General features: G+C 39.7%; 18 protein-coding genes. 14 read left to right on the top strand and 4 right to left on the bottom strand.

The genetic code is table 11. The features are described 5' to 3' along the window. Nucleotides 1–13 precede the first annotated feature (13 nt). From GSQ74_RS21675 to GSQ74_RS21660, 4 genes are all read left to right on the top strand, one after another. The gene (locus GSQ74_RS21675) at nucleotides 14–1,291 is read left to right on the top strand and encodes a TolC family protein (protein ID WP_158996287.1); all 1,278 of its coding nucleotides are present in this window, start codon (nucleotides 14–16) and stop codon (nucleotides 1,289–1,291) included. A gap of 20 nt (nucleotides 1,292–1,311) precedes the next feature. After that, nucleotides 1,312–2,415 carry an efflux RND transporter periplasmic adaptor subunit gene (locus GSQ74_RS21670; protein WP_158996286.1) on the top strand — a complete coding sequence of 368 codons (1,104 nt, stop codon included), beginning with the start codon at nucleotides 1,312–1,314 and terminating at the stop codon, nucleotides 2,413–2,415. Between the two features lie 17 nt (nucleotides 2,416–2,432). Further along, on the top strand, nucleotides 2,433–5,585 hold the full coding sequence (locus GSQ74_RS21665; RefSeq protein ID WP_158996285.1) for an efflux RND transporter permease subunit: 3,153 nt from the start codon (nucleotides 2,433–2,435) through the stop codon (nucleotides 5,583–5,585). Nucleotides 5,586–5,755: 170 nt separating this feature from the next. Beyond that, nucleotides 5,756–6,859 (top strand): hypothetical protein, encoded by a 1,104-nt coding sequence (locus tag GSQ74_RS21660; protein ID WP_158996284.1) that lies wholly within the window; start codon nucleotides 5,756–5,758, stop codon nucleotides 6,857–6,859. Nucleotides 6,860–7,264: 405 nt separating this feature from the next. Here the strand turns inward: GSQ74_RS21660 and GSQ74_RS21655 are convergent, their stop codons facing one another. Next, nucleotides 7,265–7,717, bottom strand: a complete 453-nt coding sequence (locus tag GSQ74_RS21655; protein WP_158996283.1) for a pyridoxamine 5'-phosphate oxidase family protein — start codon at nucleotides 7,715–7,717, stop codon at nucleotides 7,265–7,267. A gap of 108 nt (nucleotides 7,718–7,825) precedes the next feature. Here GSQ74_RS21655 and GSQ74_RS21650 point away from each other — a divergent pair, with 108 nt between their 5' ends. The 4 genes from GSQ74_RS21650 (at nucleotide 7,826) to GSQ74_RS21635 (ending at nucleotide 11,457) form a co-directional block, all read left to right on the top strand. Further along, a complete protein-coding gene (locus tag GSQ74_RS21650) occupies nucleotides 7,826–8,683 on the top strand; it encodes a universal stress protein (protein ID WP_158996282.1) in 858 nt (285 codons plus the stop codon). A 5-nt stretch (nucleotides 8,684–8,688) separates the two neighbouring features. Then, a complete protein-coding gene (locus GSQ74_RS21645; protein WP_158996281.1) occupies nucleotides 8,689–10,281 on the top strand; it encodes an oleate hydratase in 1,593 nt (530 codons plus the stop codon). Between the two features lie 15 nt (nucleotides 10,282–10,296). Then, nucleotides 10,297–11,025 (top strand): YoaK family protein, encoded by a 729-nt coding sequence (locus tag GSQ74_RS21640; RefSeq protein ID WP_158996280.1) that lies wholly within the window; start codon nucleotides 10,297–10,299, stop codon nucleotides 11,023–11,025. Nucleotides 11,026–11,109: 84 nt separating this feature from the next. Continuing rightward, nucleotides 11,110–11,457: a hypothetical protein gene (locus GSQ74_RS21635; protein ID WP_158996279.1), complete on the top strand. Its 348-nt coding sequence runs from the start codon at nucleotides 11,110–11,112 to the stop codon at nucleotides 11,455–11,457. Nucleotides 11,458–11,653: 196 nt separating this feature from the next. On the opposite strand, the gene GSQ74_RS21630 is transcribed toward GSQ74_RS21635, so the two are convergent. The 3 genes from GSQ74_RS21630 to GSQ74_RS21620 all read right to left on the bottom strand — a co-directional run bounded on the left by GSQ74_RS21630 (nucleotide 11,654) and on the right by GSQ74_RS21620 (nucleotide 14,352). Then, nucleotides 11,654–12,049 carry a lactate dehydrogenase gene (locus GSQ74_RS21630; protein WP_158996278.1) on the bottom strand — a complete coding sequence of 132 codons (396 nt, stop codon included), beginning with the start codon at nucleotides 12,047–12,049 and terminating at the stop codon, nucleotides 11,654–11,656. Nucleotides 12,050–12,115: 66 nt separating this feature from the next. Further along, nucleotides 12,116–13,168 (bottom strand): response regulator, encoded by a 1,053-nt coding sequence (locus tag GSQ74_RS21625; protein WP_158996277.1) that lies wholly within the window; start codon nucleotides 13,166–13,168, stop codon nucleotides 12,116–12,118. After that, nucleotides 13,165–14,352: a PAS domain-containing sensor histidine kinase gene (locus GSQ74_RS21620; RefSeq protein ID WP_158996276.1), complete on the bottom strand. Its 1,188-nt coding sequence runs from the start codon at nucleotides 14,350–14,352 to the stop codon at nucleotides 13,165–13,167. Before GSQ74_RS21620 ends, GSQ74_RS21625 begins: the two co-directional genes overlap by 4 nt. Nucleotides 14,353–14,507: 155 nt before the next feature. Between GSQ74_RS21620 and GSQ74_RS21615 the strand changes: the two genes are divergently transcribed. The 6 genes from GSQ74_RS21615 to GSQ74_RS21590 all read left to right on the top strand — a co-directional run bounded on the left by GSQ74_RS21615 (nucleotide 14,508) and on the right by GSQ74_RS21590 (nucleotide 19,796). After that, nucleotides 14,508–15,389: a universal stress protein gene (locus tag GSQ74_RS21615; RefSeq protein WP_158996275.1), complete on the top strand. Its 882-nt coding sequence runs from the start codon at nucleotides 14,508–14,510 to the stop codon at nucleotides 15,387–15,389. A 182-nt stretch (nucleotides 15,390–15,571) separates the two neighbouring features. Further along, entirely contained in the window at nucleotides 15,572–16,177 is a 606-nt protein-coding gene (locus GSQ74_RS21610) for a YceI family protein (protein WP_158996274.1), read from the top strand. 2 nt (nucleotides 16,178–16,179) lie between these two features. Next, nucleotides 16,180–17,523, top strand: a complete 1,344-nt coding sequence (locus GSQ74_RS21605; RefSeq protein ID WP_158996273.1) for a hypothetical protein — start codon at nucleotides 16,180–16,182, stop codon at nucleotides 17,521–17,523. 2 nt (nucleotides 17,524–17,525) lie between these two features. Then, a complete protein-coding gene (locus GSQ74_RS21600; protein WP_158996272.1) occupies nucleotides 17,526–18,098 on the top strand; it encodes a YceI family protein in 573 nt (190 codons plus the stop codon). Then, nucleotides 18,095–19,147: an alcohol dehydrogenase AdhP gene (gene adhP, locus GSQ74_RS21595; RefSeq protein ID WP_158996271.1), complete on the top strand. Its 1,053-nt coding sequence runs from the start codon at nucleotides 18,095–18,097 to the stop codon at nucleotides 19,145–19,147. The genes GSQ74_RS21600 and adhP overlap by 4 nt, the downstream gene beginning before the upstream one ends. Next, complete coding sequence (locus GSQ74_RS21590) at nucleotides 19,140–19,796, top strand: hypothetical protein (RefSeq protein WP_158996270.1); 657 nt, start codon at nucleotides 19,140–19,142, stop codon at nucleotides 19,794–19,796. The genes adhP and GSQ74_RS21590 overlap by 8 nt, the downstream gene beginning before the upstream one ends. The last annotated feature ends 203 nt before the right edge of the window (nucleotides 19,797–19,999 follow it).

Below are 19,999 nucleotides of genomic sequence, written 5' to 3'. Positions count from 1 at the left end.
TACAATTTGCAGCATGTACATAAAAAATATCGGTATCCTATTTATATGGTTTGGGTGTTTAACATTATCCCAATCTGCCCGTGCGCAAACCGCTACTGATACGGTTAGCATTACCGTAAAACAAGCCGAAGATCAATTTATTAAAAACAACCTAAGCTTAATTATCAATCATTATAATATTGATAATGCCAGCGCGCAGCTAATAACCGCCCGTTTGTTTAATAATCCAAATTTTAATTTCTCGAATGGTATTTACGCCAATAATGTAAGTAATGGCCCTGCTTATAACGAACAATCTTACGGTATCTCTCAATTGTTAACCACCGCAGGTAAACGTAATAAAAACATACAGCTTGCTAAATTGGGCATCACACAATCCAGGTATCAGTTTTTCGATTTATTAAGAACGCTGAAGTTTACGCTGAGAAATGATTTTTACACCATCTATTATCAGCAACAATCGGCTAAAGTTTATGACGAGGAAATAAGCTCATTAAGCAAAACATTGGTGGCCTACAAAGAACAATATGCTAAAGGAAATATTGCTGAAAAGGAACTCCTTCGTATACAAGCCCAGCTTTATTCTTTACAGGTAGAATACACTGGTTTAATTACCGGGATAGATACTACCGAAAGTCAGCTTAAGTTATTGTTAAAATTACCGCCACGCACAACAATCAATCCTATTGTATCTTCTGATCTTACTGGTCAGGATGTTTTGGCAACTGTTTCTTATCAGCAATTGCTTGATTCGGCATATGTTAACCGCTATGATTATAAATTGGCTAAGGTGGCAGTTGATTACAATAATGTTAATCTGCAACTACAAAAAGCTACCGCTATACCTGATGTTTCTGTTTCCTTAGGTTTTGACAAATTGGGTGGATATGGTAATGATTATTTAGGCGGAGGTATATCATTTGATCTTCCGTTTTTTAACCGCAACCAGGGCAGCATTAAGCAGGCACGTATTGCCATCGATCAAAGTAAAGTGCAGTTGCAAAGCCAGCAAGACCAGGTTGAAAGCGATGTGGCTACCAATTATAAAATGGCACTTACACAGGAAAAAATGGCCAATAGTTTTGATCCTAAGTTTAAACCCGAGTTTTCGCACTTGATAGCAGAGGTATATAAAAATTATGAAAACAGGAATATTGGTTTACTGGAATTCCTGGATTATTATGATACCTACAAAACCAACACGTTACTCATCAATAATCAGCTTTTAAGCAGGGTTATCTCGCTTGAGCAACTGAACTACGTTACGGGCACACCTTTTTTTAATCAATAAAATATCTATCAACCACCTCCATGAATAAATCAATCGTTAAATATAGCCTTCCGCTACTTTCGTCACTCGCGCTGCTGCTCACTGTTTTTTCATGTAACAGACAAGAGGCAACAGAAGACACGCGTGCGCCTTACGTAGTGCCGGATTCACTGATGAAAACACTTGTTGTCGACACAGTAAAGACCTCCAACATAACCGATGCCATTAAATTTAATGGACTGGTAGATTTTAATACAGACAAAGTTGTAAACGTATTCCCGCTGGTTAGCGGTAATGTACAGGGAGTAAATGTAGTACCCGGCGATTTTGTAAAACAGGGGCAAGTATTAGGCGTAGTGAAAAGTGCCGAGGTGGCAAATTACAATTCGGCATTAATAACCGCGGCAACCAATGTGCAGCTTACCGCTAAACAACTTTCGCAACAAAAAGACTTATTTAAAAGCGGGCTTGCATCGCAAGTAGATATTACTAACGCCGAGGTTGCTTATGAACAGGCGGTAGCTGGCAAAACTGCTGCTGAAAAGATATTAAGCATTAACGGTAACAATACCAATGGCGAGTATTTGATAAAAGCGCCAATAGACGGTTTTATTGTACAGATGAATATCACCAATGGCATGGCTATTCGTCCCGATAATAACGCTGGCTTATTTACTATATCCGATCTTAAAAATGTGTGGGTGCAGGCCAACGTTTACGAGGGTAATATTGGTAAAGTACATCAAGGCGATTCTGTTGATGTAACTACCATTTCTTATCCTGATAAAGTGTTTAAAGGTAAAGTAGATAAGATGATGGATGCGCTTGATCCGGCAACAAAAACATTAAAAATGCGCATTGTATTGCCTAACCCTGGTTATTTATTAAAACCACAAATGTTTGCTACCGTAACACTGGAGAACAACGAGAACAGAACCGCTATTTCGGTATCAGCAAAATCGTTGGTTTTCGATAACAGCCAGTATTATGTAGTGGTGCTTACCGGTAAAAATAACGTAGAGATAAGGCCGGTGCAGCTCATCAGTAACAATGGCATAACCGCTTATATCCAGAGTGGTTTAAAGCCCGGCGAACGTGTTGTAGCATCAAACGCCATACTTATTTACGGTTCATTAAATAGTTAATATAACATATACAGAAAATGATAAAATTTCTTAGAGGTGTTATAGGCTTTTCGTTAAAAAACAAATACCTGATCCTGTTTTTAGCAGGAGCATTGATAGTAGGTGGTATAATTACATTTATTCAGATGCCTATTGAGGCTTTCCCGGATGTAACCAATACCGAGATAGATATTATTACCCAATGGCCCGGCCAAAGCGCCGAGGAGGTTGAAAAACTGGTTACCATTCCCATCGAAATCGCTTTAAACCCGGTTCAAAAGAAGGTTAGCTTGCGTTCAACTACCATATTCGGCTTAAGCTATGTAAAAGTAATTTTTGATGATCATGTAGAGGATCAGGAAGCAAGGCAGCAAGTAATGTTCTTACTGGCCAACGCTACCTTGCCTAATGGTATTACTCCATCGGTGCAACCACCAACCGGGCCAACCGGCGAAATTTTTCGCTACACCTTAAAAAGTACTTTCAGAGATGTACGGGAACTTAAAACCATACAGGATTGGGTGATTGACCGCCGGTTAAGGGCTATCCCAGGTATAGGCGATATCAACAGCTTTGGTGGTAAAACTAAAACTTATGAGATCACGGTTGATCCGGGAAAACTAACTACGTTAGGTATTACCCCGCTGGATGTTTTCGCGGCCGTACAAAAAACCAATATCAACGTTGGTGGCGATATGATCATCCAAAATAACCAGGCATTTGCGGTAAGGGGGCTTGGTTTGATAAAGGATATCAACCAGATTAAAAATATTGTCATCAGCAATAATAATGGTGTACCCGTTTTGGTTGGCGATGTAGCTAATGTTTCTATATCAAACGTACCGCGTTTGGGCTGGGTAGGAAGAAGCGATGCTACTATTGATAAAGATGGCAAAAGACATGTAACTGACGATGAAGATGCCGTTGAAGCAATTATTGTAATGCGTAAGGGCGAAAACCCAACAGATGTAGTTACCGCATTAAAGGCTGAGATAAATAAACTAAACAACGATGTATTACCGGCAGATACCAAGATCGTACCTTACTATGATCGTTCCGATCTAATTGGTTATGCTACGCATACCGTATTGCATAATCTTATTGAAGGTATTTTACTTGTTACATTCCTTGTATCGTTATTCATGTTCAATTGGCGCACTACGCTAATTGTGTCTATAATAATACCCATGGCGCTGCTGTTTGCCTTTATATGCCTGCATTTAATGGGCATGTCGGCCAACTTGTTATCATTAGGCGCGGTCGATTTTGGGATTATTATTGATGGCGCGGTAGTTATGGTTGAGGGGATGTTTGTTATTCTGGATCATAAAGCCATACAAATGGGGATGGACCGTTTTAACAAACTATCCAAACTTGGGTTGATCAAAAACAATGGCGCCGTATTAGGTAAAGCCATATTCTTCGCGAAGCTAATTATCATTACAGGGCTATTACCGGTGTTCGCTTTCCAAAAAGTGGAAGGTAAATTATTCTCGCCATTGGCTTATACATTAGGTTTCGCATTACTGGGTGCCTTAATAACAACATTAACATTAGTGCCGGTATTAATCAGCATGCTATTGAGGAAAGATGTACATGAAAAGCACAATCCTTTTGTGCATAACCTAACCCGGTTTATGCTTGGTGGTTTTACCCAGGCATTCAAGTATAAAACACTGGTAGTTACGGTGTCGCTTATCGTGATGGTTGTTGGTCTGTTTTCATTTAAGTTTTTGGGCAGCGAGTTTTTGCCTGAACTTGATGAAGGTGCCATTTGGCTAAGGGTGCAGTTACCATACAGCGTATCACTCGACAAATCTGTAGAAACAGCGAAACAGGTACGATCAATATTAATGACCTTCCCACAGGTGCAATATGTAGTGTCACAAACAGGGCGACCTGATGATGGTACCGACGTAGCGGGCTTTTATAATAATGAATTTGATGTGCTCATGTATCCGGAGGATGATTGGAAACCCAAGGTAACCAAAGAAGAGCTGATAGCCCAGATGAATAAAAAGCTATCCATACTCCCTGGTGCTGATCTTAACTTTTCGCAACCGATAAGTGATAATGTGGAGGAGGCTGTGTCAGGAGTTAAGGGTTCTATTGTGGTAAAAGTATATGGTGATTCGCTTAACTATATGGAGCAAAAAACCGACGATATTTATAAGATACTGAAGGGCGTAAGAGGTATAGAAGATTTAGGCGTGTTAAGAAGTATCGGGTTGCCAGAGCTGGATATTAGCCTGAACCAGCAAAAAATGGCACAATATGGTGTATCAACCAGCGATGCTAACGCAGTAATATCAATGGCAATAGGCGGGCAGGCGGCATCAACACTATATGAAGGTGTCAGGACATTTGATATCAGGGTACGTTTTCCGGCGGCTTTTCGGGAAACACCAGAAGATATTGGAAATCTGTTAGTTCCTACCCAAAGTGGTTCAAAAGTTCCGATTAAGGAAATCGCCGATATTAGTCAAAAAACAGGTCCATGTTTAATTTTTAGGGATGAAAACGAGCGCTTTGCAACACTTAAATTCTCTGTTCGCGGTAGGGATATGGGTAGCACCATTAAAGAAGCACAGCAAAAAGTGAATGCTAAAGTTAAACTGAAACGTGGTTACCACATGGCTTGGCAGGGTGATTTCGAGAACCAGCAGCGTGCTGAAAAAAGGTTAACCCAGGTTGTTCCAGTTAGTTTGGCACTCATCTTTTTACTGTTATTCGTCATGTTTGGCAATTTTAAAGATGCAGCACTAGTATTCCTGAATGTACCGTTTGCGATTGTTGGTGGTATAGCAGCATTGTTAATCACCGGGACTAATTTTAGTATATCAGCAGGTATCGGTTTCATCGCGCTATTTGGGATATGTATACAGGATGGCGTATTACTCATCACTGTATTTAAACAAAACCTGGAATCCATAAAAGGCGACCGGTTAACGCTATATACCGCCATAAAATTAGGTGTAAACTCCAGGATCAGACCGGTAATGATGACGGCGCTAATGGCCGCTATCGGTTTATGCCCGGCAGCACTATCACATGGTATCGGTTCAGAAAGTTCAAGGCCGTTAGCCAGGGTAGTTATAGGAGGTATATTATGCGCCATGCTATTCAGTCTTTGGGTATTCCCGTTAATTTTTGGATGGGCATACCGTAAAACAGATAATACAACAAGATAATGATCAGCCGTTTAAGGCAAAAAAATACTTAATACCCCTAGTCCATTAGGTATGTTGAAGGCAGTGCAGCAATAGCTGCACTTGCCAGATACATTGATCGGGGAGGGGGCCTCTTAAAAAATAATTATTTAATTAATTGAATCCCATATCTATCAATAAATCAAAGTTATATGTTTAAAAACTTTTACTTACTTATTGTTTTCTCGCTGGTATCTATAAGTGCAACCGCCCAACAAATTAACTTTTTAGGGGAGCAAAACATGTTGACTGACACCAGTCAATTAACTAAACCAGCCTCAGTAACCCATTCAATTGATATACATTTTAATGCATTAGCATTTTTGGATAACCGTGAATACAAAGCATTTATTCCGCGTTCACGTACTTACTCAGGTACCCGTACCGAGCTTGATTTTGGATTTAACGTAGATAGCATGAACATGTTTATTGTGGGATCAAACGCGATACATGAATTTGGTGCACAGCCTTATTTTTTGAATGCTGTTCCGGTTGCTTATTATCATTTCCAAAATTCAAAATGGATGTTTAACGCAGGTGAATTTCCGAGGGAAGGCTTAATAGACGACTATCCACGTGCCATGCTTAACGATACGCTAATGTATTACAGACCCAATGTGGAGGGACTTTATACAGCCTACCACAGCGAGCATTTTTGGCAGTCGGGATGGATTGACTGGTTGAGCCGTCAAACAGACACTCAACGCGAAGAATTCCTGTTTGGGTCTGAAGGTAAATATACACCCAATACCGATGGCTCATTTTATGTAAGGGATTACTTCCTAGAAGAACATGATGCCGGTGCAGCGATACTATTACCAAACGACCATATTTTTGATAACGCAGCACTTGAGGTACGTTTAGGCCTAAACCTTAGTCATAAAACAGTTTTAGACTCACTATCATTTGAAGCTGGTAACCTTTCATCATTTCTAAGAGAACGCGGTGTTACCGGCTGGCAAGCCAGAAATGGTTTTGTATTTAGCGCATATGCGGGATACCATCGTTTTGGTGTATTTGATGAGTTTTACAGAGGGCAGGGGAGCATCATTTATTATGGCGACTCTTTCTATGAAAAATCATTTTATAACAGACTTGATTTAAGCTGGACTCCTTTTTTATCAGGCAGAGTTAAGGGCCAGTTTATAGCAAGCTTCCACTTTTCGCCCGGTCACTTTAACGACAATCAGGAGGTTTTTAGAATAACCTACGATCTTGGAAGAAAAATCCTTGCAAAGTTTAAGGATGACAACTAATTTTAGTTGTACCGTACCAAGGTACAACTGAAACACTTGGTACAAAAAAGTGCCCAAAAAGCCCTTAAATGGTACCAAAAAAGCGGTTTTTAGATTGTTTTTAGGCTTACTTTTAGTCAAAAAACGACTGTTTTACTACCAAAACAGACTGAAAAATGTTTGTTTTTACTTATTTTTTGATAGTTTTTGAGTGAAAATGTGCGTTTTTATAAAAAGCTGTTTAAAAATAAGGCCCCCTCACACTCGCTGTTTGAAGGCCTAAACCTAAACCTTATCACAATAGACAAAAGAATTTTGCCCGTATGGATTGCAAACTTATATTTATTATATAGTGAATTAAGTTAGAATCGATGAATAGTAACAATAACTCGACTAATTAAAAGCGAAGGGTAGATATAATAGGTGTTAATCCCTCTCAAACCTCCCGGTCTTCTTACTCAAAACAATTTTATACAAAATCAATTCTACTTCATCACCCACATTACTTGCAGCTGAGGTAAATCCATGTGAAGGTTGCGCATCTACGCCTTTCATCAATGGCATAACTTTATTGATGATCTTCTGCATGGCATGCTCACGCTCCAGCATATCGGTTATCTCTTCAAACCTGCCCCAGCAAATTACACTCTCCCAATTTTGCAAATTGATAATGGCATCTGCCTGGAAACAAACCTCAAGATTTTTACGCATCATATCTATTTTCGTTCCTTTTACAGAGTGAGCATAAATATTAATACCATCGTATGCATAATTTATGGGGACAATGTAGGTAATGCCATCTGCATGGCAGCCAATGCGCCCAACTGGTAGTTCCTTTAGCAAACACTCAATTTGTTCTGTATTTAATTCTCCTAACATGGTATCAAACCTCTGCAATATCAATACGCAAGGCAATGATGATAAGCACTTTAAAAAGTGACGGTTATCATTCCTTAGGCAAGCAGCTATATGCAGCTTTGTATCACCATGAAAACGTTACTTTTCCCCACCGATTTTTCAGCCGATGCAAAACATGTACTGGCTTATGGCTATAGCCTTGCCAGGCAAGTGAAGGCCAACATCATCATTTGTAACGCCATAATTGAGCCTGCAGAAATTCCACAAACCGGAATGGTGAGCTGGCCAATGGAAGAATCGGACCTGCTGGCAAAAGACAGCAAACATGAACTGGATATTTTAAAAGAGTACCTGGAAGATAAAGAGGAAACCACAAGCTTTAACCCTGCCATCAGCTGCATAAGCGAAGCCGGTGCTGTAATCGATATTATTAATAATGTTAGCCACAGTCATAATATCGGCCTTGTAATTGCAGGCACGCATGGCAATAGCGGTTTAGGAACTTTGCTATTGGGTAACCATACCAATAAGATAATTGATTTTGTAAATAAGCCCTTATTGCTCATTCCACCATCAGCCGATATTATTCCGATAAAGAAAATAGCTTTCGCTACTGATTTTAAAAACCCGGATTATGACCTGCAATGTATTTTAACATTAATAACATTTGCCCGGCCGCTAAATGCCGAGATCCTGATCACACATATAGTTGATGAAGGTGGGCACGATGCTGAATTTCAGCACCGCGTTGATGAATTTATGGTTAGCGTAAGTGATAAAGTCAATTATCCACACATCTACTACCGTGTGGTTAATGCAAAGCATACCAATAAGGGGTTAGACTGGCTGTGCGACCATGGAACCATAGATATAATGGCAATGGTTCATCGTTCACATAATTTCTTCAATGAAGTTGTTAACGGTAGCCATACCAAAAAAATGGTTAAGCATATTGCTATTCCTTTACTTGTTTTCCCTTCAAATTAATTATTATGAAAACTTCAAACACAATAAATCCCTATCGCAATGTTTATTTGGTTGGTGGCGGCATAGCCTCATTAGCCAGCGCCGCATATTTTATCAGGGATGGAAAAATACCGGGAGATCAAATAACCATATTTGAAGAACATCCGCTTATGGGGGGGAGTTTAGATGGCTCCGGCTGCGCGGAAGATGGATATGTTTTAAGAGGTGGCCGCATGCTTAACTTTAGCTACGTATGCACTTATGATCTTTTCTCCTTTATTCCCTCACTTACTGATCCGGCGGTAACGGTTTATGACGAGATCATAGCCTTCAACAAAAAAATAAAAACTCATGCCAATGCCCGCGTAATCTCAAACGGAAATATAATTGATGTTACCTCAATGGATTTTAGTTATAAAGACCGTTTAGATCTGGTTGAAATGATGGCCGTTAGTGAAGAATACCTGGGGGCAAAGCATATAGACGAATGGTTTGATCCGCGTTTTTTCGAAACAAACTTTTGGTACATGTGGGATACCATGTTCGCTTTTCAGCCTTGGCATAGCGCGGTAGAGTTTAAGCGCTACCTACACCGTTTTATACACGAATTTGAACGGATAAATACCCTTGCAGGGGTTGATCGCACGCCGTATAATCAATATGATTCATTAGTAAAGCCATTGATAAAGTGGTTAACAGAGCAAGGTGTTAAATTTGAAATGGGAGCGGAGGTTACTTCTTTAGACTTCAGGCGCCTGGATGATAAGGAGAGAGTAGAGCGCATCCACTACAAACAAAACAATACTAAAAAAGAGCTGGAGCTTAGTACGCATGATTTGATTTTGGTAACTGTTGGCTCCATGACCGCGGATTCGAGTTTAGGGTCGATGCAAACCCCACCGGATGTAATATTAAATAAAGCAGGTGGTAGCTGGAAGTTATGGCATAATATTGCTGAGCGTAACCCTCAGTTTGGTAACCCCGAAGTTTTTGATAGCCACGTTGACCAATCAAAATGGGAGTCATTTACTGTAACTTGTAAGGGGACTGAGTTTTTCGACCTGATGGAAAAGTTCACAGGCAATGTAGCGGGTACCGGTGGTTTGGTGACCTTTAAAGATTCTAACTGGTTAATGTCAGTTGTATTACCACATCAGCCGCATTTTATCGGTCAGCCTAATGATGTAACTGTATTTTGGGGTTATGGATTATTTCCGAATAAGGAGGGCAACTTCGTAAGAAAACGAATGGCAGATTGTACCGGCGCCGAGATTATGGTCGAATTATTATCCCATCTGCACTTTAATAATGTGGCGGATCGAATACTAAAAACGAGTAATTGTATTCCTTGTATGCTGCCTTACATCACCAGCCAGTTTTTGGTACGTGAAAAAGGCGATCGCCCATTGGTAGTGCCCGAAGTATCGCACAACATAGCGTTTATCGGCCAGTTTGCCGAAGTACCCGAAGATGTAGTTTTTACTGTTGAGTATTCTGTGCGGACTGCGCAAACCGCGGTTTATACCTTGTTAGGATTGGATAAACAACCAACTCCACTATATAAAGGAGAACAACATTTGAGGGTTCTGTTTGATGCTGCAAAAACACTGCTAACTTAACTGATATAATTATCAATGTTAAGGCATCTTGGTACTAAACGAACGTATGCGCATAATGTTAAATTAGCATCATTACTTTGCGTAACTGCGGGTTTTGTAAATGCCGCCGGATTTTTAGGTTTTTCGGTGTTAACTACCAACGTAACCGGACATGCCGCGCTATTTGCAGAACGGATTGCCATGCAGGATTGGAAAACTGCGAGGGTAGTAGCATTGTGGATGTTCATGTTTTTGGCGGGAGCTTTTGTGTCGAGTTTAATCGTCTCTTTTATAGGCCGAAACCAGCGTTTCTCCTATGTCATTCCAATACTGATTGAAATGGCGGTATTGCTTGGGGTATCTCTGTTTGGCTATCGATACAATCATAGCCTTGTTGCCAAAGAAATCTTCGCAGGCAGTTTATTATTTGCAATGGGGCTGCAAAATTCCCTTGTATCTATTGTTTCTGGTTCAGTAGTCAGAACAACACACCTTACCGGCACCTTTACCGATCTTGGGATTGAGTTAGGACAGGTGTTTCAGCAAAACACAACAGATAAGCCAGCTTTAAAAGCACGAATCAAACTGCGCTCAGCTATTATCTTTTTCTTTATGTGTGGCGCTTTGTGCGGCGCATATGTGTTTCGCTACTTTAGTTTTCACGCCTTTTTTATCCCACTTTTTATATTGGCATTTACTTTACTATCAGATGTTTATAGGATAAGAGTCAAGCGTTATTATAGAACTCATAATCCATTTAATTAATGTCGAAAATCATTTTTAGAATGACGGTGGTCATGCTTTAAGTTATTCATTTACAAGAGATTTGTACTACAAAAACAAATCAAAATGGAAACTGCAATAAACACATCAATCGTAAGGGAAGATCAAAATTGGGTAATTGTTAAAGAAACCCATATATGGGCAAACCTAATGGCCAAGTTAGATAGCCAGGCCGAGCATAAAACTGTTTGGTTCCTATTCTCATTAATTTTTCAGGGTGTGCTTTTTCTGCCGATACCAGCCGTGTTGATGTATTATTATAATGCATCAATCATAGTATTACCAATAACATTTGGCTTGTACCTGGCTAATATAATTGTGGGTATGGGTGGTTCAGGCATCAGGATGGTGATTGGGTTTTTCATGTTTACCATATTGGTAAATTTATTCATGTTAGCGCTATACATCTTTTAATACCCCTTATAATCTGTCTAAAAACAAATCGTCATTGTGAGCGAAGCGCGGCAATCCCAAGCTATGCAGAGCCATTCTGTAAGTCGGGGATTGCCGCGCTTCGCTCACAATGACGATTATTTATCATTTTTAGACAGCTTCTTACATATGCATAAAAAAGCCTCCATTAATGTCCGGAGGCTTTTTTATGTCTTGATTATTGCTTGCAAGCCTTGGCGCAAATACAGGCTTTGCCTACACACTTATTCATTTCCCACATATCCAGATTTCTGATTGTCTGGCCTGCTATGTCCAACTCGTTGGGAGCATTGGCCAGTTTAATGCCGTGTATGCTTGCAGCAACCCGGTCAATGTTAGCAGTAATGGCAGAACGGGTGGTGATGTATTTAACACCTAATTCCGCCAGCTTATTGATCACTTCGGCTGAAAGGTCATCCGTAGAAAATACAATGACAGCCTGCTTGCCCGTGGCAAAAATCGTCGTCTCTAAACTCAGCGAATTAAAAATTAATGTAATATCATGTTTTTTTTGATTGGCCTTGGCCAGGTGTTCCTTTTCAAAAGGTTTTACACTATAAGCTACTACTTTCATGCTGCAATAGTAGTGTTACAGGCATTCCTGCACCATGAGCATAGTCAAACAGAAAAATGATTTTTGTCAATTCTTCATTTTTGTCAGTTTATTAAGGTCGAGGATGGTAATGGTGCTACCTTTCTTTTCTATCAGGCCCTCTTCTTTAAAATCTGATAGGGTGCGGCTAACCGTTTCGGTAGCCATAGCTGCCATAGCTGCCAGATCTTCACGGGCAACTTTAAATGTATTTTCAGTACTACCCGGTTGGCGATGTAATCTCAAAAGAGCTTCCGCCATTTTTTTCCTTACGGAATGATAGGCCATCTGTAACAATTGTTCTTCCTTTTCGCGAATATCATTGGCCAATAACTTGATGAATTCCCGCGCGACTTCAGGGTACATATTCAACAACTGTTCCAATTGCTCCCGTGGTATTAAGCATAGTAAACTATCTTCCAAAGCGGTGGCAGTATCGGCATAGGGTTCGTTGGATAGCATGGCGTTAATACCCAAATAATCATCAGCCGAATAAATGCCTGTTATCAGTTCACGCCCATCCTGGGCCAGTTTAACACTTTTTACTTTTCCGCTGATCACCAGGTAGAGGCCATTTCCTTTATCACCCTCGTAATATATTACCTGGCTCTTTTTAAAAGAGCGCGCTTTGCGTTCCTCAATGATCTTTTTTAAAGCATCTAAACCACCATTTTTAGCAACTAATGAGTTTAACCTGTCTAATGATTTACTGTAAAAAGCCTGCTGGCCCTCTTTCTTTTTTAACCTGCTTTCAATGGCACTTAAAAGCTCCATATCATCAAAAGGTTTGGTAAGGTAATCATCAGCGCCCATTTCCATGCCCTTACGGCGATCAAAATGTTCGGCTTTCGCTGTTAAGAATATGAATGGTACCGCAACGGTTTCAGGGCGTTTGGATAGCAGGTATAAAACGCCATAACCATCCATTTCGGGCATCATAATATCACAAAGTATAATATCCGGGGTATCCTGCAAAGCCAGTTCAACGCCGGTTTTACCATTGTTTGCGCTGGAAACCTGGTAACCCGCGAGTTCCAATATTTCAATTACATTTTCGCGTATATCGTCATTGTCTTCAATGATCAGTACTTTTTTACTCATGATATTGGGAAGGTTATAGTAAATAACGTGCCTTGATTTACCTCGCTCTGAAAAGCGATAGCACCGTTCATTAAATGGGTATAACGGGCAACAATGTTTAACCCGAGCCCGGTGCCGGGAATATTTCCCGTATTGTGGGCGCGGAAAAATGCTTCAAATAAATGCCGTTGGTCAGCTTCGGGTATACCAATGCCATTATCACTAATGGTAATAACACATTCACGCTCATTTATTTCGGTAGTAAAACCAATAAACGAGTTTTCACCCGAATATTTGATGGCGTTATTAATCAAATTGACAATACAGTTCTTCAAAAGGTTTTGATCTAATCGTATCGTGCTTCTTGTTCCTGTATGCTGGTAGATAATATTTTGATTTTGCTTAGCCAGTACCTGCATTTCTTCGGTAATAGTTTCAGCAAATTTCACCAAGTCAAAATCATGGTAGGAGGGTTCCTGTTTACCCGATTCCAACTTTTCTAACGAAAGAAAATCATTCAATATAGATGTTAAATTCCCTACCGCGCTTTTAATTTTGCCTACATGTTTAACAATATTGCTGCTGTTAAAAGGTTCTGCATGTTTTTCAATTAAGGATACAGATAACTGGATAGATGTTAATGGTGTACGAAACTCATGCGATGCGATTGACACAAATCGGCTTTTTAATAAACCGAGTTCTTTTTCCTTCTCGAGCGATAAGCTAACTTCTTCTTTTGCCACTAATAAGGCATCTACCGTAGCATTTAGCGATTGAGTCCTCTCTACAACCAACTCTTCCAAATGAGCTGCATATTCTTTTAACTGGTTTTCTGCTTCTTTTTCACGACTCAAATCATGAATAAATCCGGTGTAGATTTTTCGGCCCGAATACTGAACCTGGCTTATCCCTAAACGGAAAGGAAATATCGAACCATTTTTTTTTAATCCTTTTACTTCTCGGCCAATACCTATAATATGCGCGTGCCCGGTTTGCTGGTAACGGTGCAGGTATTCGTCGTGCTGCTCCTTATCTGGTGGAGGCATCAGCATCGATACATTTTTGCCGATCACTTCTTCGGGAATATATTCAAACAACTTACATGCTGCCGGATTGATAGATTCAATCTTTCCGCGTTCATCAATGGTGATGATACCGTCGATAGCGTTCTCAATAATAGCAACTAATAGTGCGGCATTTTCCATATATCAAATATGAGCATTGCTAAACTGTAATAGGTGATGAATTTCAGGCCAAAAAGTGACGGTGGTCACTTTTTTAATTTAACAGGTGATCAATGTCAGCATAAATACTGACGCCCGTCACTCGGTGCGTCGTGTTTTAACGGGAGCTTTACAGCATGAAAACCATATTAGTATTAACCGACTTTTCTATCAATGCCGATTACATAGCGCATTATGCTTTAAAGCTAGCACAAAAAATAGAAGCCAACTTGTTGTTATGCAATATATATGAAGCATCTACTGATGAACAAAATACAACCCGCAATCAATGGCCAATGCGTGCTTGCGAGGAGAACAGCATAAACGATTTAAGCGAGCTTGCCATGCGTTTAAAAGCGGAATTAGACAAAGAAAAAGGCGATACTAAATTTAAGCCTGATATTGAACAATGTAGCGAAGAAGGTTTAGTTGTCGAAAAGTTGAATGAGTTAGCCGCGAATCACGAAGTGTTATTAGCTGTAATTAGTATGCACAGCGCTAATAACCTCAGTAATTTTTTAGGAACTAACCATGCCTGGAGCATCATTGAAAATGCCAGTTTCCCGGTGATGGTTGTCCCTTACCAGGTGCGGTTTAAGGATTATAAGCTGATAGCTTTTGCCAGTGCCATGAATTATTCGGATATAAACGTTCTTGAATCTTTATCCGGTTTAGCTAACTACTCTGATTCGGAAATATTGCTTACTCACGTTGCTGATGAAAATTCAGACGATAAAAAAGAAGAAAATATGATCCGGCAGTTTTTTAACCAGATCCCTTCAAAAATAACCTATCCAAAAATTATTTATCATAACATAAAAAGTGATAACGTAACCAGAAGCTTAAAGTGGCTCACCGCCCATATCGATATTGATTTGTTGGTATTGGTTCACCAAAGACGCAGTCTTTTTCAAAAAGTGTTTAACAGGAGTGTAACCCAAAAATTGGCCGAGCATCCCGGTAAGCCATTGCTTATATTCCCTTGTTCAAAAGTAAAAGAAACACTTACTGTATTTTAAACTAACATATCGATTTATTTAAATGCCCATCCTCAATTATGAGGGTGGGCATTTTTTTTAACTATAAATCGTGATCATTATCAAGATATGTAATTAATTGATTTACATCATATTTCCCATTAACCCTCATCACTATTTACACGTGCTATCAGCAATACATTTGACCTAAACAAAAACATACTATGAAAAAATTAACCCACTCATTTGCCGCTGTCAAGCTTATCATAGCGGCAATCATTTTTTTAGCCATGCCGCAATTAGTAACAGCACAAGCAACTTACAAATTGGTTCAAAGCCCCAATGTAACCATTAAAGTTCTTGGTTCTTCAAACGTACATGATTGGACGATGGCATCCACTGCAATGGAAAGCCAGGGCGATTTTACTTTTGTTGGCGATAAATTGCAAGCACTGCATGTCTTCAGTTTTCATCTGGCAGTAAAAAGCCTCCACAGCGACCATGCTTCTATGGATGACAGAACCTACAAATCTGTTAACGCCAGTAAGTATCCAAACATCAGCTATAAACTTACCTCGGCAGTAGTTACACCGATAGGAGGGAACAAGTACTTGATTAAAACCAAAGGTGACTTAACCATAGCAGGTGCCACCCAGCCAATTAGCATGGATGTTACTGCAACCGTTGGTGCAGATAATACGATAACATGTACAGGAGCAAAGAAAATCCAGTTAACAGATTACGGCATTAAGCCACCCACATTTATGTTAGGCACCATGAAGGTGACCAATGATCTTACTATTCAGTTTAACCTTATTTACAAGAAATAATCATGAAAATCTTATATATATTATTAGCCGCGGCATTATTACCTGTAAGCCTTAAGGCACAGGAATTACAATTCTTTCGTCCCAATAACCAACAGGGCGTTAATGTATTTGAAACCTCAAAAATTGATACTATTCCATTTACCGATTTAAAAGTAAAGGTTGGCGGCAATTTCGAAATGGCTTTCCAGGCTTTAAGGAACTTTAATACGGCTACACCATTAACCGAAACCGGTTTTAAAGGCAATGTTAATAGCCTCGAAAAACTGACTAATGGTTTCGACTTACCAATGGCTAATCTTAATGTTGATGCCCAGTTAGCAGATGGTATCCGAATGGACATTACTATGTACCTGGCATCAAGGCACCATGAAGATACCTGGGTGAAAGGTGGTTATATCCAGTTTGATAAACTGTTGTTTCTGAAAAGTGATATCGTTAACATGCTGATGAAAAACATTACTATCAAAGTAGGCCAGTTTGATGTGGATTACGGCGATCAGCATTTCAGGAGATCTGACGGTGGTAACACAATTTACAATCCTTTTGTAGAAAACTACATTATGGATGAGTTTGCTACCGAAATAGGTGCCGAGGTTTATATCCATACCAATTCCGGCTTCTTTGTAATGGGCGGTATGACCAATGGCGAACTGGATGCTACAGTGGTTGCAGGTACTAAAATTGATTCTGCCACAAATCAACCCAACCAATTTGACCCTGCCTTCCACGGGAAAATAGGGTTTGATAAACAAGTAAATAAAGATTTAAGGGTACGGATTACAGGTTCAGGTTATACTGTGCATAGCGCTAACAGTAGCACCCTTTTTGGTGGCGATCGTACAGGCTCTCACTACTTTAATGTAATGGAGAATCAAAATATAGCCAATGGTACCACACTTTCTGATGAAGCAGATTACAGTCCATTTTCAGGTAGATTAAACCCAGGCTTTAGTGAAGAAGTAAACACCGTTATGGGTAACGTATTCCTAAAATATAAAGGCCTTGAGTTTTTTGGCACAGCCGAAGATGCTAAAGGGCGTGCAATAACAGAAGTAAAGGAACGTAAAGCAACACAGTATGCGGCAGACTTGATCTATCGTTTCCCGCAGGGTAAAGAAAACTTTTGGGTAGGCTTTAGATACAATACCGTAACTGCTTTACTACAAGGTTATACATCCAACATTACCATCAATCGCGAAGCGGGTTCATTAGGTTGGTTCATCACCAAAAATATAATGGCTAAGGCCGAATATGTAAACCAAAATTATGAAGGTTACCCGGCTGCTAATATTTTGAACGGTGGCAACTTTCATGGTGCAGTGTTGGAAGCTTCTATAGGATTTTAATCATGACTGGCAAGATAATGATCATACTGACCTTAATAAGTCTTGGAGCAAGGCCTCAAACTAAATGGCTCATCAGCGAAAGCAGTAGCCTGAGTGTAAACGGAAGCACCAACATAAATAAGTTCTCCTGTGATATCGCGAGCTGCGATCATGCAGATACGTTAACAGTTTGCGAAAACGAAAAAGGTGTTAGCCTTACAGGGAGCATTAACCCGGCTGTATTAAGTTTTGATTGCCATAAAGCCATGATGACGCATGATTTGCGTAAAACGTTAGAAGCTAAAAAATATCCGAGGCTCCATATACGCTTTTTGTCTTTGAGCGAGTTGCCAAGGCTTTCTATCAGGCCGATTAAAATTACCGGCCAGGTTGAAATTGAAATAGCAGGAGTAAAGAAGCTATATACTGTCAACTATCAAATTTCTGACACAGCTAAAGTTGTGCATTTAATCGGATCACAACAGTTAAATTTCTCCGACTTCGATCTCATACCGCCTCATAAATTGGGCGGTATGATAAAAACCAAAGACCAATTAACCGTTTCGTTCCATCTTAAAATGAAAAATATATTATGATACCTAAAACTATGAAAGCCGCTGTTGTCCATGAATTTGGAGGCCAGTTAACCATCGAAGAAATGCCGGTTAAAGAACCGGGCGAAAACCAAATATTGGTTAAAGTGATTGCCTGTGGCGTTTGTCACACCGATTTGCACGCCGTACAAGGTGATTGGCCTGCTCAACCGAAAATGCCGCTAATACCAGGTCACGAAGCTTTAGGATACGTGGTTGCCTTAGGCCGCGGTGTTAAAAATGTAAAGGAAGGTGATATTGTTGGCGTGCCATGGCTGTACAGCGCCTGCGGATGCTGCGAGTTTTGTATCACCGGATGGGAAACACTTTGCGATACACAGCAAAACGGTGGTTACAGTGTAGATGGTGGCTTCGCAGAATATGTAGTGGCCGATTCAAGGTACATAGCGCACTTTCCGCCTAACATCAATTTTACCGAAATGGCGCCAATTATCTGCGCCGGTGTAACAGTTTACAAAGGCATAAAACAAACAGAAGCTAAACCGGGAGAATGGATAGCCATTTCTGGCATCGGTGGATTAGGCCATTTGGCTGTTCAATATGCCAAAGCGATGGGCCTGCATGTTGCTGCTATTGATATATCAAACGATAAACTAGAACTGGCCAAAAGGCTGGGTGCAGAGCTAGTAGTAAATGCTAAAGAACAAGATCCGGGCGAATTTTTAAAGAAGCAAACAGGAGGGATGCATGGCGTATTAGTAACTGCTCCATCACCAATTGCTTTTAAACAAGGAATATCAGCACTAAGGCGTAAAGGCACTATTGCCTTAAATGGTTTACCAAAAGGAAGCTTTGACTTACCGATTTTTGAAACTGTTATTAATGCCTATACCGTTCGAGGTTCAATTGTAGGTACCCGTAAAGATATGCAGGAAGCTATTGAATTTGCTTTAGAAGGCAAAGTTAAAGCAACGGTTCGTCCAACTAAATTGGAAGATATTAACGCCGTATTTGACGAGATGAAAAAAGGCGAGATTGAGGGCCGTGTTGTGCTTGAAATAGCAGAACCACAACACTATCATCGTGGTTAAGCTAATGCTATTTGTTATGTTGCTGGCACCTTTTCAATTAAAGGTAGCTAGCGACACAACAATTTACCATGCACTAAATAGGAGCAGGGCAAGTTTGTATTACCCACTGTCTGTTAAACGATTTTATAAAGCAAATGGTTATAAATTAGCCTGGATAGCTGCTGACACCGTTAAAACTCATATATGGGATGCCATGATGTTATTGGATTGTGTAAGACAATACGGTTTAAATCATGAAGACTATCATCCAAAACAGTTATTGTATCCCGAATTATATAAACTCATCAAACAAAACAAGAAAGATGAAGCGGCAGCTTTGTATGATGTTTTTTTAACAGATGCCATCATCCGGTTCATTAATGATTTGCATTACGGGAAATTGAACCCAATTTATTCTACCGGAAGAATTGATCAAAGCATAAAGTTTAAAGCCTACGCAGAATTGATGCTGGCATTAAATAATAATGACTTTGATAGCGTGATAAACAGCGTACATCCAAAATCGAAATTGTATTTTGATCTACAAGATCATATGCGGCTGTTAGTTGGCCAACGTAGCGGGGATTGTTATGTGATTCCCCAGGGATTAATTCGTAAAATGGCTATTAATATGGAGCGTTTGCGTTGGATGTATACAATGAGGTTTTAAAGTATCAGCTGAAGAATATTAAAGTAGAACCGAATAAACTATAATATTGGCCTGTTTTATTAACAAAGTGTATCATTGGATGGGTAATGAAAGTTACGGTATCAATCTATTCCTGTAACTAAAAACTGTAAAAAAAATACTCTATAAATTACCTCATAATTAACATTATGTTAAGTTGATATTCAAAAATGAAGGGCTTTTTT

It is taken from the genome of Mucilaginibacter sp. L196 (genome assembly GCF_009765905.1).
Classification (GTDB): domain Bacteria; phylum Bacteroidota; class Bacteroidia; order Sphingobacteriales; family Sphingobacteriaceae; genus Mucilaginibacter.
Note: the sequence above shows the minus strand (reverse complement) of the source record. Positions and strands in the feature narration are given on the sequence as shown.

Bases quoted from the DNA above. Each gene is read 5' to 3' on its own strand.
- GSQ74_RS21675 (WP_158996287.1), top strand. From the start codon at position 14: ATGTACATAAAAAATATCGGTATCCTATTTATATGGTTTGGGTGTTTA.
- GSQ74_RS21670 (WP_158996286.1), top strand. From the start codon at position 1,312: ATGAATAAATCAATCGTTAAATATAGCCTTCCGCTACTTTCGTCACTC.
- GSQ74_RS21665 (WP_158996285.1), top strand. From the start codon at position 2,433: ATGATAAAATTTCTTAGAGGTGTTATAGGCTTTTCGTTAAAAAACAAA.
- GSQ74_RS21660 (WP_158996284.1), top strand. From the start codon at position 5,756: ATGTTTAAAAACTTTTACTTACTTATTGTTTTCTCGCTGGTATCTATA.
- GSQ74_RS21655 (WP_158996283.1), bottom strand. From the start codon at position 7,717: ATGTTAGGAGAATTAAATACAGAACAAATTGAGTGTTTGCTAAAGGAA.
- GSQ74_RS21650 (WP_158996282.1), top strand. From the start codon at position 7,826: ATGAAAACGTTACTTTTCCCCACCGATTTTTCAGCCGATGCAAAACAT.
- GSQ74_RS21645 (WP_158996281.1), top strand. From the start codon at position 8,689: ATGAAAACTTCAAACACAATAAATCCCTATCGCAATGTTTATTTGGTT.
- GSQ74_RS21640 (WP_158996280.1), top strand. From the start codon at position 10,297: ATGTTAAGGCATCTTGGTACTAAACGAACGTATGCGCATAATGTTAAA.
- GSQ74_RS21635 (WP_158996279.1), top strand. From the start codon at position 11,110: ATGGAAACTGCAATAAACACATCAATCGTAAGGGAAGATCAAAATTGG.
- GSQ74_RS21630 (WP_158996278.1), bottom strand. From the start codon at position 12,049: ATGAAAGTAGTAGCTTATAGTGTAAAACCTTTTGAAAAGGAACACCTG.
- GSQ74_RS21625 (WP_158996277.1), bottom strand. From the start codon at position 13,168: ATGAGTAAAAAAGTACTGATCATTGAAGACAATGACGATATACGCGAA.
- GSQ74_RS21620 (WP_158996276.1), bottom strand. From the start codon at position 14,352: ATGGAAAATGCCGCACTATTAGTTGCTATTATTGAGAACGCTATCGAC.
- GSQ74_RS21615 (WP_158996275.1), top strand. From the start codon at position 14,508: ATGAAAACCATATTAGTATTAACCGACTTTTCTATCAATGCCGATTAC.
- GSQ74_RS21610 (WP_158996274.1), top strand. From the start codon at position 15,572: ATGAAAAAATTAACCCACTCATTTGCCGCTGTCAAGCTTATCATAGCG.
- GSQ74_RS21605 (WP_158996273.1), top strand. From the start codon at position 16,180: ATGAAAATCTTATATATATTATTAGCCGCGGCATTATTACCTGTAAGC.
- GSQ74_RS21600 (WP_158996272.1), top strand. From the start codon at position 17,526: ATGACTGGCAAGATAATGATCATACTGACCTTAATAAGTCTTGGAGCA.
- adhP (WP_158996271.1), top strand. From the start codon at position 18,095: ATGATACCTAAAACTATGAAAGCCGCTGTTGTCCATGAATTTGGAGGC.